Consider the following 19,071-nt stretch of genomic DNA (forward strand, 5'->3'; position numbering starts at 1 on the left):
GCGCCGCAACACTTCTCAGTCGATGCGGCGGCGGTGCGCCCAGCGGGTGAGCGCGTTGCGATTGGACTGCTGGGTCTTGCGGAGGACGTTGGAGGCGTGGGTTTCCACGGTTTTCACGGAGATGAACAGGTTTTCGGCGATCTCGCGGTAGGTGTAGCCGCGGGCGAGCAGGCGCAGCACCTCCAGTTCGCGCGGGGTGAGGGAGTCGAGTTCGGGGTCCAGCGGCGGTTCCGGCACGGGTGAGCGCCCGGTGAAGGAGTCGAGCACGAAACCGGCCAGCCGCGGGCTGAACACCGCGTCGCCGCCCGCCACGCGGCGGATGCCGTCGGCCAGTTCGGCGCCGGAGATCGTCTTGGTGACGTATCCGCGCGCGCCGGCTCGGATCACGGCGATCACGTCCTCGGCGGCGTCGGAGACGCTGAGCGCCAAGCACACCGGGCCGTCCTCGATCCCCGCCAGCACCGCGACGCCGCCCCCGTCGGGCATGTGCACGTCGAGCAGCACCACATCGGGTTTCGCGGCCTTGATCCCGGCGATGGCCTCGGCGACACCGCCCGCCTCGCCGACCACCTCCATATCGGGTTCCCTGCTCAGCTCCGCGCGTACCCCCGACCGGAACACCGCGTGATCATCGACGAGAAAGACCCGCACGCTCACCTACTTCTCCTCACCACTCGGTGGACCTCGAGTACACACCGACCGTCCCCCATCGGTACCACATCCGTGCCCCGGACGCCGCGCACCTCGGGCGCGCCCGTTCCGCGAACCGATCGAGGAGGGGAAACCCGCGCCTCCCGACTCGGAGCACGCCGCCCGCATCGCCGATAACCGGCACCGCGCCCAACGCCGCCACGCCGATCCCGCTCGGAACCGCGCGCATCAACCCCGCGCACCCCTACTTCCCCGTCGACACCGACTGCCGCAGCACCTCGGTGTCGGCCTCCTCGGCCTCGTCGACGGCTTCGGTCTCGGAGTCGTTGCGGGGCATGACGATCCGCACCTCGGTCCCGCGCCCCGGATTCGAGATGATCTCCACCTGTCCGCCCCGGCGCTCGATGCGCCCGCGAATGGACTTGGCCAGGCCCTGCCGGTCGGCGGCGACGGCGGCGACGTCGAACCCCGCGCCCCGGTCGCGCACGAAGACGCTCACCTGGTGCGGTTCCACTTCGGCGAACAGATCCACGGTCGGCACGCCCGCGTGTTTGGCGGCGTTCACCATCGCCTCCCGGCTCGCGCCGAGCAGCGCCGTGAAATGTTCCTTGGGCAGGCCCGCGCCGGTGTCGTCGACATCCATCGACACGTCGCCCACCGTGACCGGTGTGACCTTCACGCCGTGCTGGTCCTCCACCTCGCCCGCGATGGTGCGCAGGGCGGCGGCCAGGCTGGACTGCGCGGGCCCGGTGTCTTCGAACAGCCAGCGGCGCAGTTCCCGCTCCTGGCTGCGGGCCAGGCGCGTCACCTCCTGCGGGTCGTGCGCCTGGCGCTGGATGAGGGCCAGCGTCTGCAACACCGAATCGTGCAGGTGCGAGGCGATCTCCTCGCGCTCCTCGTTGCGGATGCGGGCGGCACGCTCGGTGTTCAGCGCGCGCATCATGCGCAACCACAGCGGCACCGTGAGCAGGCCCGCGCCGACCAGCGTGACCGCGACCGCGATCAGCGCCGACCCCAGCGAACCCAGGTCGATCCTGGCCAGCACCACCACGCCGAGCCCGAGCACCACCATCGTGGTGCCCGCGACGATGCGCGCCCACGTCACCACCGTCGGGCGGGCGGGCAGGCCGAGCAGCGAGCGCGGGCCGTCGGTGTCGTATTCGCGCCAGACCAGCGCGGCGCCGACCGCGACGACGACGATCGGCACGATCACCTTGGCCGCCACGGTGCCGTTCATCAACCAGGACACCGCGACCGCGAGCCCCAGCCCGAGCATCGCCAGGCCGATGGCCTGCCTGCGCTCGGCGGCGGACGCCTCGGTGGAGTCGCCGCCGCCCGGGGTGAACACCCACAGCAGCCCGTAGGCGAGGATGCCCGTGCCCGCCAGCGCCGACAGCAGCACGAACGCGATGCGCACCTTGAACACGTCGACGCCGAGGTGGTCGGCCAAGCCGCCCGCGACGCCGCCGACGATCCGGCCACCGGACCGCCGGGTCAGCCGCAGCCGGGGGTGGTGGCCGATGTCGAGGACGGGCGCGGGCCCGCCGAGTCCGGGCCCGCCGGTGAATCCCGGCGCGACCGAGGGCCCACGGGCGACGTCGAACGCGGGGCCAGTCGGGTACATGCTTTCGATACTGGCACGCTGCCCCCGCACCCGGCCATCAGGAATCACCCTGATCTCGCCCCGGAGCGCCCCCAACCGGCGAAACGCCGTCCGGTCCGGACAGAAAACCCTCCTGAACTGCACGGATGAATCCTGGACCTGCCGCGCTCCGGCCCCGAGGAACCGGCCGGTCGCCGCCGGACCGGACATTTGCCCTCACCCCGCTCCACCAGGGCTTTTCCCCGATTCGAGCCCTCCGGCGGCTCGTCCGCGGCACCGCCCCGCTCCTACGTTTTCGGTGGGCCGAGAACGCCCCGCCGGACCCCGACAGCCCGGCACCCGCCACCCGGCGGCCAGCAGATCCAGGGGAGGAACGCATGAACACATCGACAGTCCGCAAGGCGCTGGGCACCATCGCCCTCGCACTCGGCCTCACCGCCGTCACCCAGGCCGGCGCCGCTCCCATGGCGCCACACGAGAAGACGGTGCAGGCCCCCACCGGGTTCACCTTCACCGTCGGGCACACCGATCAGGCGTTCCGTCCGATCGCGCCGCTCAACGGCATGCCGACCAACCGCGAGGTGTTCCTCGACGACACCTTCTACGGCCGGGTCGATGCCGGCGGCACGGGCACGCTGAAGGCCGGCTACCTGGTGGCGTGCGCCGTCGACCTCACCGTCGGCATCACCCTGGGCGCGGGCGTCGGCTTCGACGCCGGATTCCAGGTCGGCCTCGGCGGTGCGACCGAGCCGACCCTGCACGCCGGCTTCGGCCCCGACCTGAGCGCGGGCGCCGGGATCGATCTGTCGATCGCGCCGGGCGAAGTGCAGCCGTTCGAGGTGGGCGTCAAGGAACTGGCGCCGGGCGGCACCGGCTATCTGGTCAGCCGGGACTTCCACGTCTCGGTGCACCGGTGCGGAGGACCTCTCACCATCCGGTCGTACACGATCCTCGAGGTCGATTCGCCGGAGGTGAGCGGCAGGGAGGCGGTCTACGGGGACCCGATCTTCCTGTGACGGAGGGGAGGTGGCGGTGCGGCCGAAAACCGCACCGCCACCGCGTTTCCGGTGGGCGGGCGGTAGATTGGGCGGGTGTTCGCATTGCCCGGATTCGGCGGGCACACGGGGTGAGCGGGGACGTCACGGCTGCGAGCCGGGGGGAGATCCGGTCGCCGCGTGCGGTTTTCGCCGAACGTTTCGCCCAGCTCCACGCGGCGGCGGGGAACCCGACCCTGCGCCGGGTCGCCACCCTCGCCGAACAGCGGATGCGCGCCGCCGCGGGCAAGAACCCGAATTCGCCGTCCGCCCAGCGGATCAGCGATTGGAAGGCGGGGCGCAATGTGCCCGCGCGCTTCGAATCCCTGCTGCCCGTGGTGCTCACGCTCGCCGACCTGACCAAGAAGCGCGGGAACGCCGCGCCCGCGGTATTGCTCGACCCGCAGGAGTGGCGGCGGCTGTGGACCGCGTCGAACTCGTGGACACCCGCCGACCCCGAGGACATCGCCTGCCCCTACCCGGGATTGCAGCCCTACCGGAGCACCGAGCGTGACTCGTTCTTCGGAAGGCGGCGCGCCACCGAGGAACTCGTCGATCTGGTCCGCACCGTCGAGGGCATCGTGGTCCTGGTCGGCGCGTCGGGGGCGGGGAAGTCCTCGCTGCTGGCGGCCGGGCTCGCCGCGACTCTCGCTGCGCCGCCGGACAACTGGGGCGTGCTGTCGATCACGCCGGGCAGCCGTCCACGCGACACCCTGGCCGAGGCCCTGGCTGCGCAGGAGGGCACCGCGCGGCTGCTGATCGTGGACCAGTTCGAGGAACTGTTCACCGTCTGCGCCGACGAACACGAGCGCGACGCCTTCCTCGCCGACCTCGACCGCCTCGCCACCGACCGCGCGGTCGTCCTGGCGCTGCGCGCCGACTTCTACGCCCGCTGCCTCGACTACCCGGTCCTGCAGGAGTCGCTGGAGAAGCGCAGCTATCTGCTCGGCCCGATGCGGATCGACGAATTGGCCGCCGCCGTCACGGGTCCCGCCGAGCACGCGGGCCTCGAACTCGAACCCGGGCTCGACGAACTCGTGATCACCGAACTGTGCGGCCTGGGCGATCACGAAGCCCGCCAGAGCTACGACCCGGGCGCCCTGCCGCTGCTCTCCCACGTCATGGCCGCCACCTGGCAGCACCGGGAGCGCCGCAAACTCACCCTCGGCGGATACCGCAAGGCCGGCGGCGTGGTGGGTTCGGTCGCCGCCACCGCCGAACAGGCGTGGAGCGAACTGTCCGACGCGCAGCAGGAAGCCGCCAAGGACCTGCTGCTGGGATTGGTCACGGTGGCGAAGGATTCGCGCGACACCCGTCGCATCGCCTCCCGCCCGGCCCTGCTGCGACGCGGCGGCGATCCGGACGCGGCCGCGGCGGCGCTGGAGGTGCTCTCGCGCGCCCGGCTGGTCACGCTGGACGCCGACTCGGTCTTCCTCACCCACGAGATCGTCCTCGACGCCTGGCCGCGCCTGCGCACCTGGATCGAGGAGAACCGCGTCGGCTATCTGGTGCGCCAACGCCTGGAAAGCGATGCCGCCGAATGGGATTCCGCTGGCCGCGATCCAGAGCTGCTGTACGGGGGCGCTCGTCTGCAAACGGCCGCCGACCACGCGGGCCCCGCCACCGAAGGGCAGGTGCACGACTTCCTGCACGCCTCCCGCTCCGCCCACCGCCGCTCCCGCCTGCGCAACTCGTCCACGAAAGCCCTGCTCGCCCTGGCCGGGGTGATCCTGCTCGTGTTCGGCCTCGCCGCGTACACGCAGACGCGGATCGCCGAACAGCAAAGGAACGAACGGAATTTCGCGGCGGTCCTGGTGGAGGCGCAGCGGTTGCGCGAGAGCGACCCGTCCCTGGCGGCCCAATTGCTCATGGTCGCCGAACGGATGAAACCCGGGGACGAGACGGTGTATACGAATCTGCTGGGGACGCAGAGCTGGCCGCTGGCGAGATCCGTCGCGGGTCACACGGAAGCCATCCGGGAGGTCGTCCGCAAACCCGGTGGAACACTGCTTCTGACAATCGACTTCCAGGACCGAGCGACACTGTGGGATACCTCGGCACCGCTGCATCCGGCACGGATCACAGACCTGCCAGGAGTCGTCGCCGACGCGGAATTCGGACCAGGAGACGGAATCCTCGCCGTATCGTCCAGGGACGACGTGCGTTTGGTGGACATTCGCGATATCGACGCACCGAAGACCTTGTCCGCACTACCCGGCGAGGGGCCGCACTACAACATCAGCATCAGCGCCGATGGCCGGGTGCTGGCCGCAGGCGGGGATCGCGGTATCACCCTCTGGGACGTAAGCACTCCGCAAGAGCCGAAACCCGGGGTGACGCTGGCCGCAGGGGAAAACAGGGCGAGCAACCCGCGATTCAGCACGGCCGGGAGGATGCTGGCCGTCACGACGTTCGACAGTTCGACTGCGGCTGAGTGGGTACAGCTGTGGGAGATCGACAGCCACCAGAATGCCACGCAGGTCGGCCCGCCGCTGAGCGCTGCCACAGAGCTGGTCCAAGCCACGACGTTCAGCCCGGACGGCGAGATCCTGGCCATCGGAAGCGGACACGGCTCCGTCTCCACCGACGGCAGGACACACGTGGCGACCGTGCAACTGTGGCGTGTTACGGCACAAGGACCCACACCGATCAGCGGTCCGGTGACCGTGGGCCGGACCGCGCTGGAGTCGCTCGAGTTCGGCGCGGACGGCCGCACCATGGTGGTCGGTACGGATGACAGCGCAACGCTGTGGAATATCGACGAACCATCGCGGCCGGAGCAGATCGGCGCACCGCTGGCCGTCTCTCCGGTCATGTGCCGTTCGATCTACGAGAGCTCGACCCCCTGCGGCGGCGGCCCCACCTCCCTTGCTATCGACCCCCACACGACTGCCCTATACGCCGGCGGAATGGATGGCGCCCTCCGAGTATGGTCGTTGCCGCCCGCGCTCGTACCGAGCACCGTGGAGAACGGTTTACCGCCCTTGTTCGACGCGCACGGCAAGAGAATGGCCGTCGTCGCGAGCCCGGACCGCGTAGACCTCTTCGATACCGGCGTACCCGGCTCCTGGAAGCGGATCGGCGCTGTCGCCGTGAACACCACCCGCACGATGCCACTGCTCAGTCCGGATGGGAACACTCTGTTGGCCATCGGTCACTACGACCTCAGCTTGGCGGCGTTCGACTTGACGGACCCGCGTGCCCCGCGCCCCCTCGGCGATTGGCGTACAGCGCTCGGCGGCAACAGCTTCGCCATAGCCTCCGATTGGACGATCGCGGCCACCAACGACGACACCGTGGTCCGGCTGTGGGACATGTCCGATCCGGACAACCCCGAGCCCGAAGGGAAACCGATTGAACCGCATGGACAACCACTGCGGATGCAGTTCAGTATCGACGGCAGACTCCTGGTCGTGACGACCTACCTCCTCGACGGCGAGAACTCTGATTTCGCACAGGAGTTATGGGATCTCGAGGACCCGGAACGCCCGTACCGGTTGGACACCGAGATCCCGCAGCTGTCGAACGGGAGGAACAGCCTCGTATTCGCGGACGACCACACCATGGTGGTGACGAACAACGAGATCGCCCAATTCTGGGATGTCGGTGACCCCCGACGGATGCGGATCCTCAGCGATCCGGTCGCCATGGACAGCACGCTGACCAAGCACGTCCGGTATTCCGCGCAGTCGGGTAGGGCGGTGATCGTCGGTCACGACAATCGAATATCGCTGTGGGACATGCGAAGCACCGAAGCACCACGACGCATCGGGTCCGAATTGACCGTACCCGCCTACGACGCGATCCTCAATGCGCAGCTCCTGCCCGGTAGCGATGGTCTCCTGATCTCAGGAGACACTCTCCATCTCTGGGATCTGAACGTGGACACCGTGATCGCCCGAATCTGCGACGTCACCGGCGACCTGCTCACCCCCGAGATCTGGCAGCGCCACCTCCCCGACCTTCCCTACGCCCCGCCCTGCGACTGAATTCCCCTCTCCCCCAGCGACTCACCGAACTCAACGCCGAAACTCAGTCCCCCGCAGGGACTTTCCAAGGTTCCTATCAGTCCCTCTTGACAGGATGAGTCCATCGCCGCGCGGGCAGTGCGCGGCGGCCTCGCGTAGGGAGCGCGAGGGTGAGTGAGGGGGAAGCCCGATGATGTGGAAGTCCGGGTTGGTCGCTGTCGCGATCGGCATGGGATGGGTGTCGGCGGCCGGGCAAGCGGTGGCCGTCGACGGGGCCGGGCACGAGAAGACCTACTCGGCGCCCGGCGGGCTGGAGTACACGGTCGGGCACACCGAGCACGCGGCCCGGCCGGTGGGATCGCCGAACGGGATGCCGACGAACCGAGTGGTGTACCTCGACAACACGGTGTACGGGGAGGTCTCCGACGGCACCGGCTGGTTGAAGACCGGGTACTTCGTGGCGTGCGCGGTGGATCTGTCGGCGTCGCTGAACGTGGACGCGGGGATCGGGATCGATGCCGGGTCGGGTGCGCACGTCGGGCTCACCCCGGCGGGCCTGCTGCCCGGCCTCGATGTGAGCATCGGCCCGAGTCTGGGCGCGGGCGTCGGCGTCGACCTGTCGATGGCGCCGGGCGAGGTGGTCGACGTGCCGGTCGGCGAGCGGGAGCTGGTTCCCGGGAGCACCGGATACGTCGTCAGCCGGGACCGGAGAATCCAGGTCCAGGACTGCGCAGGCCCGCTGACCGTGCAGGCGTACGCGCTGATCACGGTCGACACGATGGACGTGACCGCCGAGGGCGCGGTGTTCGGGGATCCGTTCGTGCTCTGAGCGGCCCCGACACGATGATCGGGTCGATTTTCAGGGTTCCCCCCGATGCGCCGGGGCACCGATCCGGCCCACCATGGGAACCATGACGAGAACGAGCTTCGGCGAGCAGCTTCAGCAGATGTGGCACACCCGCCCGGTGCGGTTGTCGCGGCACGGCCCGATCGCGGGCGTCGCCGCGGGATTCGGGCAGCGCTACAACGTCGATCCGGTGCTGGTGCGGGTGGCGTTCGTGGTGTCCACCTTCTTCGGTGGGGCCGGCATCGTGCTGTACCTGCTCGCCTGGCTGCTGTTCAACGAGGCGGGCGACCGGTCCTCGGCCGCCGAATCGCTGTTCGGGCGCGGGCAGAGTTCGCAGTCGCAGACCAAGACGGTCGTGCTGATGGTGGCGCTGGCCATCGCGCTCACCACGGTCGGTCCGATCGGGGTCGGGCTGGCCGGGTCGGGGATGATCAGCCTGGCGCTGATGCTGGCAGGCTGGTGGATGCTGTTCATGCGGTGCCCGCAGCCGCCGCCCGGCACCAGCGCGGCCGACCTCGGCTTCGCCGACGGGCTCGCCGCCACCGGCTACCCCGGCGCGGTGTTCCCGACCGGTCCGGTGCGCTCGGCGGGCTACTACCCCGACACCATGTACACGCCGTACACGAAGCTGCCCGACGCGTATGTACCGGCACCGCACGTGCCGGTCGATCAGCCCACCGACGTGCTCCGGACCTCGTCACCGGACGCGTCGGCCGGGTCCGCCTCGCCCGCATCTTCGTCCCAAGCCGCAGCGACCGTGTCCGAAGCCGCCGTCTCCTCGTCATCGCCCCGGTCGTTCCCCCTGACCGAGCCCGCCTCGGCCGGGTCATCGTCGGAGTTCACGAAGTCCGAGCCCGGGGCGGCGGACCCGGCCTCCGTGGCATCCCCGAGGTCTGATGCCGCGAAGGCTCCTACCTCGCTGACCAAGGAACCGTCCGTGGACAAGCCCGTCTCCGTGTTCGCCGACCGCACCCCGCCCTCGTGGGACCCGCTCGGTGTGGCCCCGCTGGCCTGGGATCTGCCCGAGCCCACACCCACCCACACGGTGGTCGCTCCCCCGCCGAAGCGTCCGCGCTCCCGGTTCACGCCGGTCGTGCTCGGCCTGGCCATCCTGGCCGCGGCCGGTGCGGGCGCGATCGCCGCGGCGGGCGCGGAGTGGATGACGGCGAGCCGGATCGCGGCGGTGGCGCTGGCGGTGGTCGGCTTCGGACTGGTGCTCGGCGCGTTCCTGCGGCGCGGATACGGACTGCTGGTGGTGACCGCCCCGCTGGCCGGGTTCGTGCTGCTGGCCTCGATGGTGGGCCCGATCGAGTTCGACCGCACCACCATGGGCGAACAGCTCTGGACGCCCGCCACCATGGCCGACCTGCAGGACGAATACCGCGTGACGATGGGTTCGGGCACGCTGGATCTGCGCTCGCTGAACCTCACCGAGAACCGCGCGGTGACCGTCGACGTGCACCTCGGCGAAGGGCGCGTGCTGGTGCCCGAGGGCATGACCGTACGCGCCGACTGCACCGCCAATATGGGCGACGCCCTGTGCCCGGAGGGCGTGGTCGGCCCCAACACCCCGGGCGCCCCGGTGCTCGATCTCGATATGAACGTCCGGATGGGCAGTGTGGAGGTGCGGCATGGCTGAGCATGGTGAACTCGAACGTACCCGGGAGCGCGGCCCCTCGGCCTCGCTGCTCATCGTGGGTCTGCTCGCACTCACGGTGAGCACCGTGGGACTGATCGGATCCGCGGCGACGCTGGGCGGCGCCATCTCCTTCGGCTGGGTGGTGGTGATCGCGGCGATCATCATCGGCCTGATCCTGGTGATCTCGCCCCGCAAACGCTCCTGAAGATGTGACGCCGAGAGGCCCGTCCGCGCGGACGGGCCTCTCGGCGTTTTCGGCCGGGCACGACATCCGCCGCGTGGAGCCCGAATTCCTGTGCGGCCGTCGGCGTTCGAGCACACGCGCCCCTCCCGCGCGGGGCCGTCCGAACTATCCCCGATCCGAACGCGCTTCCGACCGCATCGTCGCCACCCGAACGGAAAGCTGTTCCCGGTGCCGCAGCACCGCCGCCGCTCGCGCACCGAAGGCGCGGATCGCGTCGGCGAGCACGGGATCGGTGACCTCCGCGGGGACCACGCCGTCGCTGATCAGCGCGGACGCGGCGGTGCTGTCGAACCGCCGCAAAGCCCGGGAACCGGCGGGATCGCGCGGACGGAGGAAGTGCCAGAACGCGGGCGGCGGCATCATCGCTCGCCCGAGCGGGTCCGGCTCGCGGTACGCGCGCGGGTCGGGGAACGAACGCACCTCCCACAGCGGCGAATCGTCCACGTGCGCGCGCATCGGGGCGAAGACATCGACGACGTCGTGAGTGACGACCACGCCGGTATCGCCGCCCGGCATCCGGACCACACCCCACGGTAGGTCCCGGTGCGCCCCGCCCGCGAACGTCGCGGTCCGGCCGTCCATCCCTTCGAGGACATACTCGCGTTCCGACGCACGGTCCCGCGTGACACGAAACCCGGTGAGCCCGTTCGCCGAACCCAATGGGGAGTCGACCCCGTCGGGCAGCGGCGCATACGACAGCTGCGTCCACGCGAGCTGTCGCCCTTCCGGAACGTCGTCGGGCGCGAAGAATTTGGGGAGCGAGAAGGTATCGGTGCGTTCCCCGGTGACCGGATCGACCTCCGACCATTCGTTCCTACCCCCGACGCTGTACTGCGCACTCCACAGGCGCACACCGTCGCTGAGCTGCATGTCGTATCGTCCGACGCCGTGCTGATCGCCGGGCCGCAGCACGTGATCGCCGTCGTGGCGGCCGTCGCCGGTGGCGAACTGGTAGCCGAGCGCGCCGCCGCCGGAACCGCGACAGATCAGTCCATTGTCCTCGTCGGGTTCGAAAACCTCGCCCGGCGCCGAAGCCCAGAACGCGTAGGGCGCGCTGTGTCGCCAACCAGCGGTGGCGTACGCGACGAGGAAATCGCCGCCGACGCCGAGCACCAGATGCCACGCCGCCTCCGGCGGCAGCCGGAACTCGGTGCGCGCGAGCACCTTCTCGGCACCGACGGTGACGGCGCGGTCCACACCGAACACGGTGAGCGCGGGCCAGGTCGCCGTCGCACCGACCACCTCGCCCACCTCGGTGAGCGCTTCTTCCAGTGCGGGCCAGTGGAATTCGGCAGGGATGCCCGCGCGCACCGTGCGCAGCAGCGGCCCGGTCCCGTCCAGCCCGGCCAGCGCACCGTCGATACCGTCGAGCGCGCGCACCGTCGGCGCGTCGAGCAGGCCGTCCAATTCCTCGATCGCGTGCTCGGCGGTGAGCAGTCCGCCGCCGCGGACCCGCTCCAGGACGGCGAGTACGCGCGCATGCACACTCGCCTCGATGCCGGGGTTGTCGGGCAGCTTTCCGATCGCCGAACCGTGCGTGCCACGGTGGGCGTGGATCAGGCGCTCGAGCTGCGGGCCGTACTCGGGGTGCGCGGCGAGCGCGTGCAGGTCACGGCGCGAGTTACCGCCCCGGTAGGACAGTTTCGACCGTCCGGTGTCGAGCGGGATGCCCTCGGCGAGCAGGGCATCGGCCAGGTCGGTGTCCACGTGGCTGTGCGTGAATCGGCTCTCGCGCAACCGAACCGGCGCACCATTCGCGCGCAGTCTCGGCGCCCAGCGCCGCACGGCGTCGAAAAGCTCGGCGGGCATGGGCTGTTCGATGATGCCGCCGTACGGGACCTTCCGGTAGCAGTACAGGTGATAGAACCTGCCCAACCACTCGGCGGGATCGAGGTCGGGCGTGCTCTCCGCATCGGCCATCGCGTCGACCGTGCCCGCCGCGTCCAGCATGCGCAGGAGCGCACCGCCGTCGGTGTTCGTCTCCGGGAACAGCGATAGCAGGCCGGTGGCCGGCGCGGGCTTCGCCGAGGCGAAAACGGCTGCGGCACCGTCGAGTAGACCGTCGGGCACCTCCCCGCCCCGGCCTACGCCGAGGACGGACGCCAGCACGCGGGCGTCCTCGTCCACCGGCAGCCCGGCCGCCTTCGCCGACGCCCGCACCCGGCGGTGCCAGTCCGCGCCCAGCGGTCCGCCACCCGCCGACCACGCCTCGAGCAGTCGCACGAACTCGGTGTGCGCGTCGCCGGGTGGAAATAGCTGGGCCAGCCATTTCTGCTGCGGTGCCAGCTCTTTGACCGGGATCGCCCCGTGCCGGGCCATCAGCAGCGCGTTGCGCACGCGGAAATCCGCGTCGATCGGCAGGTCGTGCTCCCGTTCGGCTTGCCGCGCACGGGAATACGCCGCACCCGCCGCCTTGCGGAAGCGCCCGCCCAGCCGGGAACCGTCCGCGTTCGCGGCGAGCCGGTGTGCGACCGTGTCCCAGAACCAGGGCAGATGCCCGGCGGGCAGCCCGCGCGCCGACGCCGCGATATCACCCACGTACCGGGCGGGCTTCTCCCAGCCGCGGCGCAACCCGTCCGCGATCTCGGCCACGACCCGCTCGGCGCGCGCTACCGCACCGGGCTCGGCACCCCGCACCCAGTCGAGGTAGAGCGTGGAACCGGACAGCACCGCGGGCGCGGACATGGCCGAATCATGGCATGCCACAGCGACATCCCGCGCCGCTCACTCCCACTCGATGGTGCCCGGCGGCTTGCTGGTGACGTCGAGGACCACGCGGTTCACTTCCGCCACCTCGTTGGTGATGCGCGTCGAAATGCGTTCCAGCACTTCGTAGGGCAAGCGGGTCCAGTCGGCGGTCATGGCGTCCTCGCTGGAGACCGGGCGCAGCACGATGGGGTGGCCGTAGGTGCGGCCGTCACCCTGCACGCCGACGCTGCGGACATCGGCCAGCAGCACCACCGGGCACTGCCAGATCTGGCGGTCCAGACCGGCGGCGGTGAGCTCCTCGCGGGCGATCGCGTCGGCCTGGCGCAGCGTGGCCAGACGGTCGGCGGTCACCTCGCCGACGATGCGGATCGCCAGACCCGGACCCGGGAAAGGTTGGCGGGCCACGATTTCCTCGGGCAGGCCCAGTTCGCGACCGACGGCGCGCACCTCGTCCTTGAACAGCAGGCGCAGCGGCTCCACCAGCTCGAACTCGAGATCCTCCGGCAGGCCGCCGACATTGTGGTGCGACTTGATGTTCGCGGTGCCGCTGCCGCCGCCGGACTCCACCACGTCGGGGTAGAGCGTGCCCTGCACCAGGAACTCGACCTCGGGCGCCGCGCCGTCCTCGGCGCCGTGCTCGGCCACGACCTCGCTCACCGCGTCCTCGAAGGAGCGGATGAACTCCCGGCCGATGATCTTGCGCTTCTCCTCCGGGTCGGTGACGCCCTTCAGCTCGCCCAGGAACTTGTCCACCGCGTCCACGGTCACCAGCTTCGCGCCCGTCGCGGCCACGAAGTCCTGCTGCACCTGCTCGCGCTCGCCCGAACGCAACAGGCCGTGATCGACGAACACACAGGTCAACCGGTCGCCGATGGCGCGCTGCACGAGCGCGGCGGCCACGGCGCTGTCCACGCCGCCCGACAGTCCGCAGATCGCGTGCCCGTCACCGACCTGCTCGCGCACCCGCTGCACCAGCGACTCGGCGATGCTCGCCGGCGTCCAGGTGGCCGGGATGCCCGCCAGCTCGTGCAGGAAGCGGCTCAGCACCTGCTGACCGTGCGGGGAGTGCAGCACCTCGGGGTGGTACTGGACGCCGGCCAGGCGGCGCCGCTTGTCCTCGAACGCGGCGACCGGCGCGCCCGCCGTGGTGCCGGTGACCTCGAAACCCTTGGGCGCGTCGGTCACCGCGTCGCCGTGGCTCATCCAGACCGGCTGGATGGTGGGCAGGCCGCCGTGCAGCAGACCGCCGTCGATGTTCAGTTCGGTGCGGCCGTATTCGCGGGTGCCGGTGTGCGCGACCGTGCCGCCCAGCGCCTGGGCCATCGCCTGGAAGCCGTAGCAGATGCCGAAGACGGGCAGTTCCAGATCGAACAGCCGCGCGTCCAGCTGCGGCGCGCCCTCGGCGTACACGCTGGACGGACCGCCGGACAGGATCACCGCGAGCGGCTCGCGCGCCGCGATCTCCTCGACCGTGGTGGTATGCGGAATCACCTCGGAGTACACGCTCGCCTCGCGCACGCGCCGGGCGATCAGCTGAGCGTATTGGGCACCGAAGTCGACGACGAGGACCGGTCTCTGGGATTCTGCCACCGCCACAGTCTAGTGAGCCCGCCAAACCCCCTTCGCACCCCGCCACCGCTGGTTATCCTCTTGCTCGTGCCCTTCGCCCACGCGGTAGACGCCGACATCCACTACGAGGACAGCGGGGGCGGCGGACCGGTGGTGCTACTCGCGCACGAATTTCTCATGGACCACACCATGTTCGCTTCACAGATCGCCGCGCTGGCACCGGAATTCCGTGTCGTCGCCTGGGACGCGCGCGGCCACGGCCGCACCACCGACCAGGGGCTGCCCTTCACCTACTGGACCTCCGCGCGCGACGCGCTCACCGTGCTCGACCACGTCGGCGCCGAACGGGCTGTGGTCGGCGGCACCGCCCAGGGCGGGTTCACCGCGCTGCGCACCGCGCTCATCGCGCCCGAGCGGGTGGCCGCGCTCATCCTCATCTCCACCGAGGCGCACGGACCCACGCCGCACCAGGCCAGCGCCACCCAGCAGTTCCTGGACGAGTGGTGCGACGACGACGCGAAGGAACGCGCCGTGCACCGGCTGGCCACCTGGCTCATCGGCGACGACGAACACCACCGCGGCGTCTGGACAAGGCGCTGGCTGACCAGCGACCGCCGCGGCCTCGACGCCGCCGCCGGCGCGCTGCTGGCCCGCGACTCCGTGCACGAGCGGCTGGCCGAGATCACTTGCCCGGCCCTGGTCATCCACGCCACCCGCAGCGGTATCGGCCGCGACCGCACCACCCAGCTCGCCGACGCCCTGACCGACTCGACCTACGCGGAGATCGACGGCGCGCGCCTGGCCGTCACGATGACCCACGCGGAATCGGTGAACCACACCATCCGCCGATTCCTGCGCGAACGGGTGTCACCGCTGCGGGTGCGCTGAGCGGGTCGGCTCGCAGGCCGTGCCCGCCGAAGCCGCTCCCCCAGCAAAACCGCGGCGCACCAGGTCAGCCGCTCAGGCGCGGACGCTGAGCCCGACCTTCTGGAACTCCTTCAGATCCGAGTACCCGGCCTTCGCCATCGAGCGGCGCAGGCCGCCGACCAGGTTCAGCGAGCCGAACGGATCATCGGACGGGCCATACAGCACGCGCTCCAGGCTCGGACGCACCTGCTCGACGGGCTCGCCACCCAGATCCCACGGATCGGCCACGTGCAGCAGCGAGCCGCGCGGCACCGACGGGTGCGCGGCGGCCGACGGCCAGTACCAGCCACGACCGGGCGCCTCGGCCGATACGGCGAGCGGCACACCGAGCACCGCCGCGTCGGCACCGCACGCGATGGCCTTCGCGAGCTGGCCCGAGGTGGCGATATCGCCGTCGGCGATGACGTGCACGTAGCGGCCGCCGGTCTCGTCCAAGTAGTCGCGGCGCGCGGCCGCCGCGTCGGCGATCGCCGTGGCCATCGGCACCCCGATGCCCAGCACCTCGCCGGTGGTGGTCGCACCGGGATACGAGCCGTAGCCCACGATGACGCCCGCCGCGCCCGTGCGCATCAGGTGCAGCGCGGTGCGGTGATCGCTCACCCCGCCCGCCACCACGGGCACGTCCAGCTCGGCGATGAACGTCTTCAGATTCAGCGGCTCGCCGTCGCCCACGTGCTCGGCGGAGATGATCGTGCCGTGCACCACCAGCAGGTCCACACCCGCCTGCAACAGTCCGGGCGTCACGGCGCGCGCGTTCTGCGGGCTCACCCGCACCGCCACCGTCACCCCGGCCGCGCGCACCTCCGCGACCGCCGCCGCCAGCAGATCCGGCTGCATCGGCGCGGCGTGCAGCTCCTGCAGCAGCGCCACCGCGCGCTCGTAACCGCCCTTGCCGACCAGCTCCAGCAGCTGCTCGATCTTGGACTCCACATCGGCGTGCCTGGCCCACAGGCCCTCGCCGTTGATCACGCCCAAGCCGCCGAGGCGCCCCAGCTCGATGGCGAACTTCGGCGAGACCAGCGCGTCGGTGGGATGGGCCAGGCACGGGATCTCGAAGCGGTAGGCGTCCAGCTGCCACGCCAGCGACACCTGCTTCGACGACCGGGTCCGCCGCGACGGCACGATGTCGACGTCGTCCAGTTCGTAGGTACGCCGGGCCGTCCGGCCCATGCCGATCTCGACCATGTCGCGCACGTGATCCTCCTGTGTGGTTGGCGCGCCGGGGCGCGCGTGTTCGCGCCCCTTCCTGTCTCGCGTCCCGGCGATCGAGACTCGCGCTGACGCGCGTGCGCTTCGATCGCCGGGCCACGAGACGGGCCGCGAACGGTCGCTCGTCGGGCTCGCTCCGTGCGTGGTGGCGAGGGTGAGAGCGTTCGATGTGTTCTGTTGTTCACCCTGCCCCGGGTGAGTTGGACGCGTTCGTCTGGCGGATGTGCGCCGAACGCGAAAGTCATGGGAGATCGGCCCTGTTCCGGGCAGGCGGAAACCCGACTACGAACCTAGTCGCCTGTCGTCCGATGGAGAAGGGCCACAGGTCTACGCGAGCCGGGGTCCTCCGGCCCGCGCAGGCCCGCGCTCAGTTGCGGCCGGTGTAGTTCGGGGCCTCGACGGTCATCGTGATGTCGTGCGGGTGGCTCTCCTTGAGACCCGCCGCCGTGATCTGCACGAACTGCGCCTGCTGCAGGTCGGCGATGCTCTGCGCGCCCGTGTAGCCCATGCCCGCGCGCAGGCCGCCGACCAGCTGGTGGATGACCTGGTTGACCGGGCCGCGGAACGGCACCCGGCCCTCGATGCCCTCGGGGACCAGCTTGTCCTCGGCGAGCACGTCGTCCTGGAAGTAGCGGTCCTTGGAGAACGACTTGGCCTGGCCGCGGCCCTGCATCGCGCCCAGCGACCCCATGCCGCGGTAGCTCTTGAACTGCTTGCCGCCCACCAGGATCAGCTCGCCCGGCGATTCGGCGGTGCCCGCCAGCAGCGAACCCAGCATGACGGTGGACGCGCCCGCCGCGATGGCCTTGGCGATGTCACCGGAGAACTGGATGCCGCCGTCGGCGATGACCGGCACACCGTGCGGCTTGCACGCGGCCACGGCCTCGAGAATCGCGGTGATCTGCGGCGCGCCGACACCGGCCACCACGCGGGTGGTGCAGATCGAGCCGGGGCCCACACCCACCTTGACCGCGTCGGCGCCCGCCTCGACCAGCGCCGCGGCACCCGCGCGGGTGGCGATATTGCCGCCCACCACCTGGATGCGGTCGCCGACCTCGGCCTTGACCTTGGCGACCATCTGCAGCACCTGCGCCTGGTGGCCGTGCGCGGTGTCGACCACCAGCACGTCGACACCGGCGTCGGCCAGCGACATGGCGCGCGACCAGGCGTCCGCGCCCACGCCGACCGCGGCGCCGACCAGCAGGCGGCCGTCGCGGTCCTTGGTGGCGTCGGGGTACTGGTCGGTCTTGACGAAATCCTTGACGGTGATGAGCCCGCGCAGGCGGCCGTTGCCGTCCACGATCGGCAGCTTCTCGACCTTGTGGCGGCGCAGCAAGCCCAGCGCGGCCTCCGCGGTGACGCCCTCCTGGGCGGTGATCAGCGGGGCCTTGGTCATCACGTCGGCGACCCGGCGCTCTTGGTCGACCTCGAAGCGCATGTCGCGGTTGGTGATGATGCCCACCAGCGCGCCGGTCTCGTCCACCACCGGCAGTCCGGAGATGCGGAAGCGGGCGCACATCGCATCCACCTCGGCGAGGGTGTCGGAGGGGCGACAGGTCACCGGATCGGTCACCATGCCCGCCTCGGACCGCTTCACCGTCTCCACCTGGGCCGCCTGATCGGCCGCCGACAGGTTGCGGTGCAGCACGCCCATCCCGCCGGCGCGCGCCATCGCGATGGCCATCCTGGCCTCGGTGACGGTGTCCATCGCCGAACTCACCAGGGGGGTCCGCAACCGGATCTCCTTGGTGAGCAGGCTCGAGGTCTCCACGGAGCTGGGGATCAGATCCGAGGCGGCGGGCAGCAACAACACGTCGTCGAACGTGAGCCCGAGCATGGCGACCTTGTTCGGGTCGTCGCCACCCGTAGGGGGGCGGACTGCGAGCCGTTCGCCCGATACGGGATTACTCATTCGGATCGACCCCTCCTGGACGTCGAAAGCGAGAGACGCCGGCGAACCGGCGTCGCGCACAACTGATGGGATGGACGGTGGCGGCGAGGTCAGCGTGTCGGGAACTGTCCGGCGCCTGCCGTCCATGGTATCTGTCCCGCAAACCCCGCCGACGACGGGCCGAGCCGGGCGCTTCGCGAAACTGGCACCCGCCATCGCTGGCGCAGACCGCCCTGTTCTGCGTACCGTGGGTGTGTGCGTGACCATCTACCACCTGGCTTGCCGCCGGATCCGTTCGCCGGAGACCCCTCCGACCCGTCCGCCGCACTCGATGCCATCGAGCCCGGCGAACCGCTGGATCCCCACGAGCGCCTTGCGGTCGAGGAGGATCTCGCCGACCTCGCGGTGTACGAGGCCCTATTGGCGCACCGCGGTATCCGCGGGCTCGTCGTGAGCTGCGAGGACTGCAGGCAGGATCACTACCACGATTGGGACATGTTGCGCGCCAACCTGCTCCAACTGCTGGTCGACGGCACGGTGCGCCCGCACGAGCCCGCCTACGACCCGACGCCGGAGGCGTACGTCACCTGGGACTACTGCCGCGGTTACGCGGACGCGTCCATGAACGAGGCCTTCCACGGCGACGGGTTCGACGGTTTCGACAGCTGATCCCGGCTCGCGCACACCGACACGAAAAAGCCGACCTCCCGTGGAGATCGGCTGCGGCCCGGCTGTTTCCGGGCGCCCTCTTCACGACATCCCGCACAACGCACGCATCGA

General features: G+C 70.6%; 13 protein-coding genes. 7 read left to right on the forward strand and 6 right to left on the reverse strand.

The window, feature by feature from the left end; all coding sequences use genetic code 11:
• Positions 1-15: 15 nt before the first annotated feature.
• Both DFR74_RS20350 and DFR74_RS20360 read right to left on the reverse strand, forming a co-directional pair.
• Positions 16-651 (reverse strand): response regulator, encoded by a 636-nt coding sequence (locus tag DFR74_RS20350; RefSeq protein ID WP_067512361.1) that lies wholly within the window; start codon positions 649-651, stop codon positions 16-18.
• Between the two features lie 244 nt (positions 652-895).
• Positions 896-2,275, reverse strand: a complete 1,380-nt coding sequence (locus DFR74_RS20360) for an ATP-binding protein (protein WP_084537999.1) — start codon at positions 2,273-2,275, stop codon at positions 896-898.
• Between the two features lie 356 nt (positions 2,276-2,631).
• Between DFR74_RS20360 and DFR74_RS20365 the strand changes: the two genes are divergently transcribed.
• The 5 genes from DFR74_RS20365 (at position 2,632) to DFR74_RS20385 (ending at position 9,947) form a co-directional block, all read left to right on the forward strand.
• On the forward strand, positions 2,632-3,270 hold the full coding sequence (locus DFR74_RS20365) for an MspA family porin (RefSeq protein ID WP_067512303.1): 639 nt from the start codon (positions 2,632-2,634) through the stop codon (positions 3,268-3,270).
• 110 nt (positions 3,271-3,380) lie between these two features.
• Positions 3,381-7,277 (forward strand): WD40 repeat domain-containing protein, encoded by a 3,897-nt coding sequence (locus DFR74_RS36085; protein WP_067512301.1) that lies wholly within the window; start codon positions 3,381-3,383, stop codon positions 7,275-7,277.
• 169 nt (positions 7,278-7,446) lie between these two features.
• Positions 7,447-8,085, forward strand: coding sequence for an MspA family porin (locus tag DFR74_RS20375; RefSeq protein ID WP_084537998.1), 639 nt, complete (start codon positions 7,447-7,449; stop codon positions 8,083-8,085).
• An 82-nt stretch (positions 8,086-8,167) separates the two neighbouring features.
• On the forward strand, positions 8,168-9,742 hold the full coding sequence (locus DFR74_RS20380; RefSeq protein WP_067512297.1) for a PspC domain-containing protein: 1,575 nt from the start codon (positions 8,168-8,170) through the stop codon (positions 9,740-9,742).
• Positions 9,735-9,947: a hypothetical protein gene (locus tag DFR74_RS20385; protein WP_067512295.1), complete on the forward strand. Its 213-nt coding sequence runs from the start codon at positions 9,735-9,737 to the stop codon at positions 9,945-9,947. The genes DFR74_RS20380 and DFR74_RS20385 overlap by 8 nt, the downstream gene beginning before the upstream one ends.
• Before the next feature lie 144 nt (positions 9,948-10,091).
• Here the strand turns inward: DFR74_RS20385 and DFR74_RS20390 are convergent, their stop codons facing one another.
• A complete protein-coding gene (locus DFR74_RS20390) occupies positions 10,092-12,671 on the reverse strand; it encodes a hypothetical protein (protein WP_067512293.1) in 2,580 nt (859 codons plus the stop codon).
• Between the two features lie 39 nt (positions 12,672-12,710).
• Entirely contained in the window at positions 12,711-14,291 is a 1,581-nt protein-coding gene (gene guaA / locus DFR74_RS20395; RefSeq protein ID WP_067512290.1) for a glutamine-hydrolyzing GMP synthase, read from the reverse strand.
• Between the two features lie 60 nt (positions 14,292-14,351).
• Here guaA and DFR74_RS20400 point away from each other — a divergent pair, with 60 nt between their 5' ends.
• Positions 14,352-15,152, forward strand: coding sequence for an alpha/beta fold hydrolase (locus DFR74_RS20400; protein WP_067512358.1), 801 nt, complete (start codon positions 14,352-14,354; stop codon positions 15,150-15,152).
• 72 nt (positions 15,153-15,224) lie between these two features.
• On the opposite strand, the gene DFR74_RS20405 is transcribed toward DFR74_RS20400, so the two are convergent.
• Together DFR74_RS20405 and guaB are read right to left on the reverse strand one after the other, a co-directional pair.
• Positions 15,225-16,385 carry a GuaB3 family IMP dehydrogenase-related protein gene (locus tag DFR74_RS20405; protein WP_067512288.1) on the reverse strand — a complete coding sequence of 387 codons (1,161 nt, stop codon included), beginning with the start codon at positions 16,383-16,385 and terminating at the stop codon, positions 15,225-15,227.
• Between the two features lie 382 nt (positions 16,386-16,767).
• A complete protein-coding gene (gene guaB / locus DFR74_RS20410) occupies positions 16,768-18,312 on the reverse strand; it encodes an IMP dehydrogenase (RefSeq protein ID WP_113975215.1) in 1,545 nt (514 codons plus the stop codon).
• 234 nt (positions 18,313-18,546) lie between these two features.
• On the opposite strand from guaB, the gene DFR74_RS20415 reads away from it, so the two are divergent.
• The gene (locus DFR74_RS20415; RefSeq protein WP_011207424.1) at positions 18,547-18,960 is read left to right on the forward strand and encodes a DUF5319 domain-containing protein; all 414 of its coding nucleotides are present in this window, start codon (positions 18,547-18,549) and stop codon (positions 18,958-18,960) included.
• Positions 18,961-19,071: the final 111 nt, after the last annotated feature.

This window comes from Nocardia puris, assembly GCF_003315035.1.
GTDB classification, from domain to species: Bacteria; Actinomycetota; Actinomycetes; order Mycobacteriales; family Mycobacteriaceae; genus Nocardia; species Nocardia puris.

What these genes read in the sequence shown, in the direction of transcription:
- DFR74_RS20360 (WP_084537999.1), bottom strand. Translation starts at nt 2,275, where the DNA reads ATGTACCCGACTGGCCCCGCGTTCGACGTCGCCCGTGGGCCCTCGGTC.
- DFR74_RS20365 (WP_067512303.1), top strand. Translation starts at nt 2,632, where the DNA reads ATGAACACATCGACAGTCCGCAAGGCGCTGGGCACCATCGCCCTCGCA.
- DFR74_RS20375 (WP_084537998.1), top strand. Translation starts at nt 7,447, where the DNA reads ATGATGTGGAAGTCCGGGTTGGTCGCTGTCGCGATCGGCATGGGATGG.
- DFR74_RS20380 (WP_067512297.1), top strand. Translation starts at nt 8,168, where the DNA reads ATGACGAGAACGAGCTTCGGCGAGCAGCTTCAGCAGATGTGGCACACC.
- DFR74_RS20385 (WP_067512295.1), top strand. Translation starts at nt 9,735, where the DNA reads ATGGCTGAGCATGGTGAACTCGAACGTACCCGGGAGCGCGGCCCCTCG.
- DFR74_RS20390 (WP_067512293.1), bottom strand. Translation starts at nt 12,671, where the DNA reads ATGTCCGCGCCCGCGGTGCTGTCCGGTTCCACGCTCTACCTCGACTGG.
- guaB (WP_113975215.1), bottom strand. Translation starts at nt 18,312, where the DNA reads ATGAGTAATCCCGTATCGGGCGAACGGCTCGCAGTCCGCCCCCCTACG.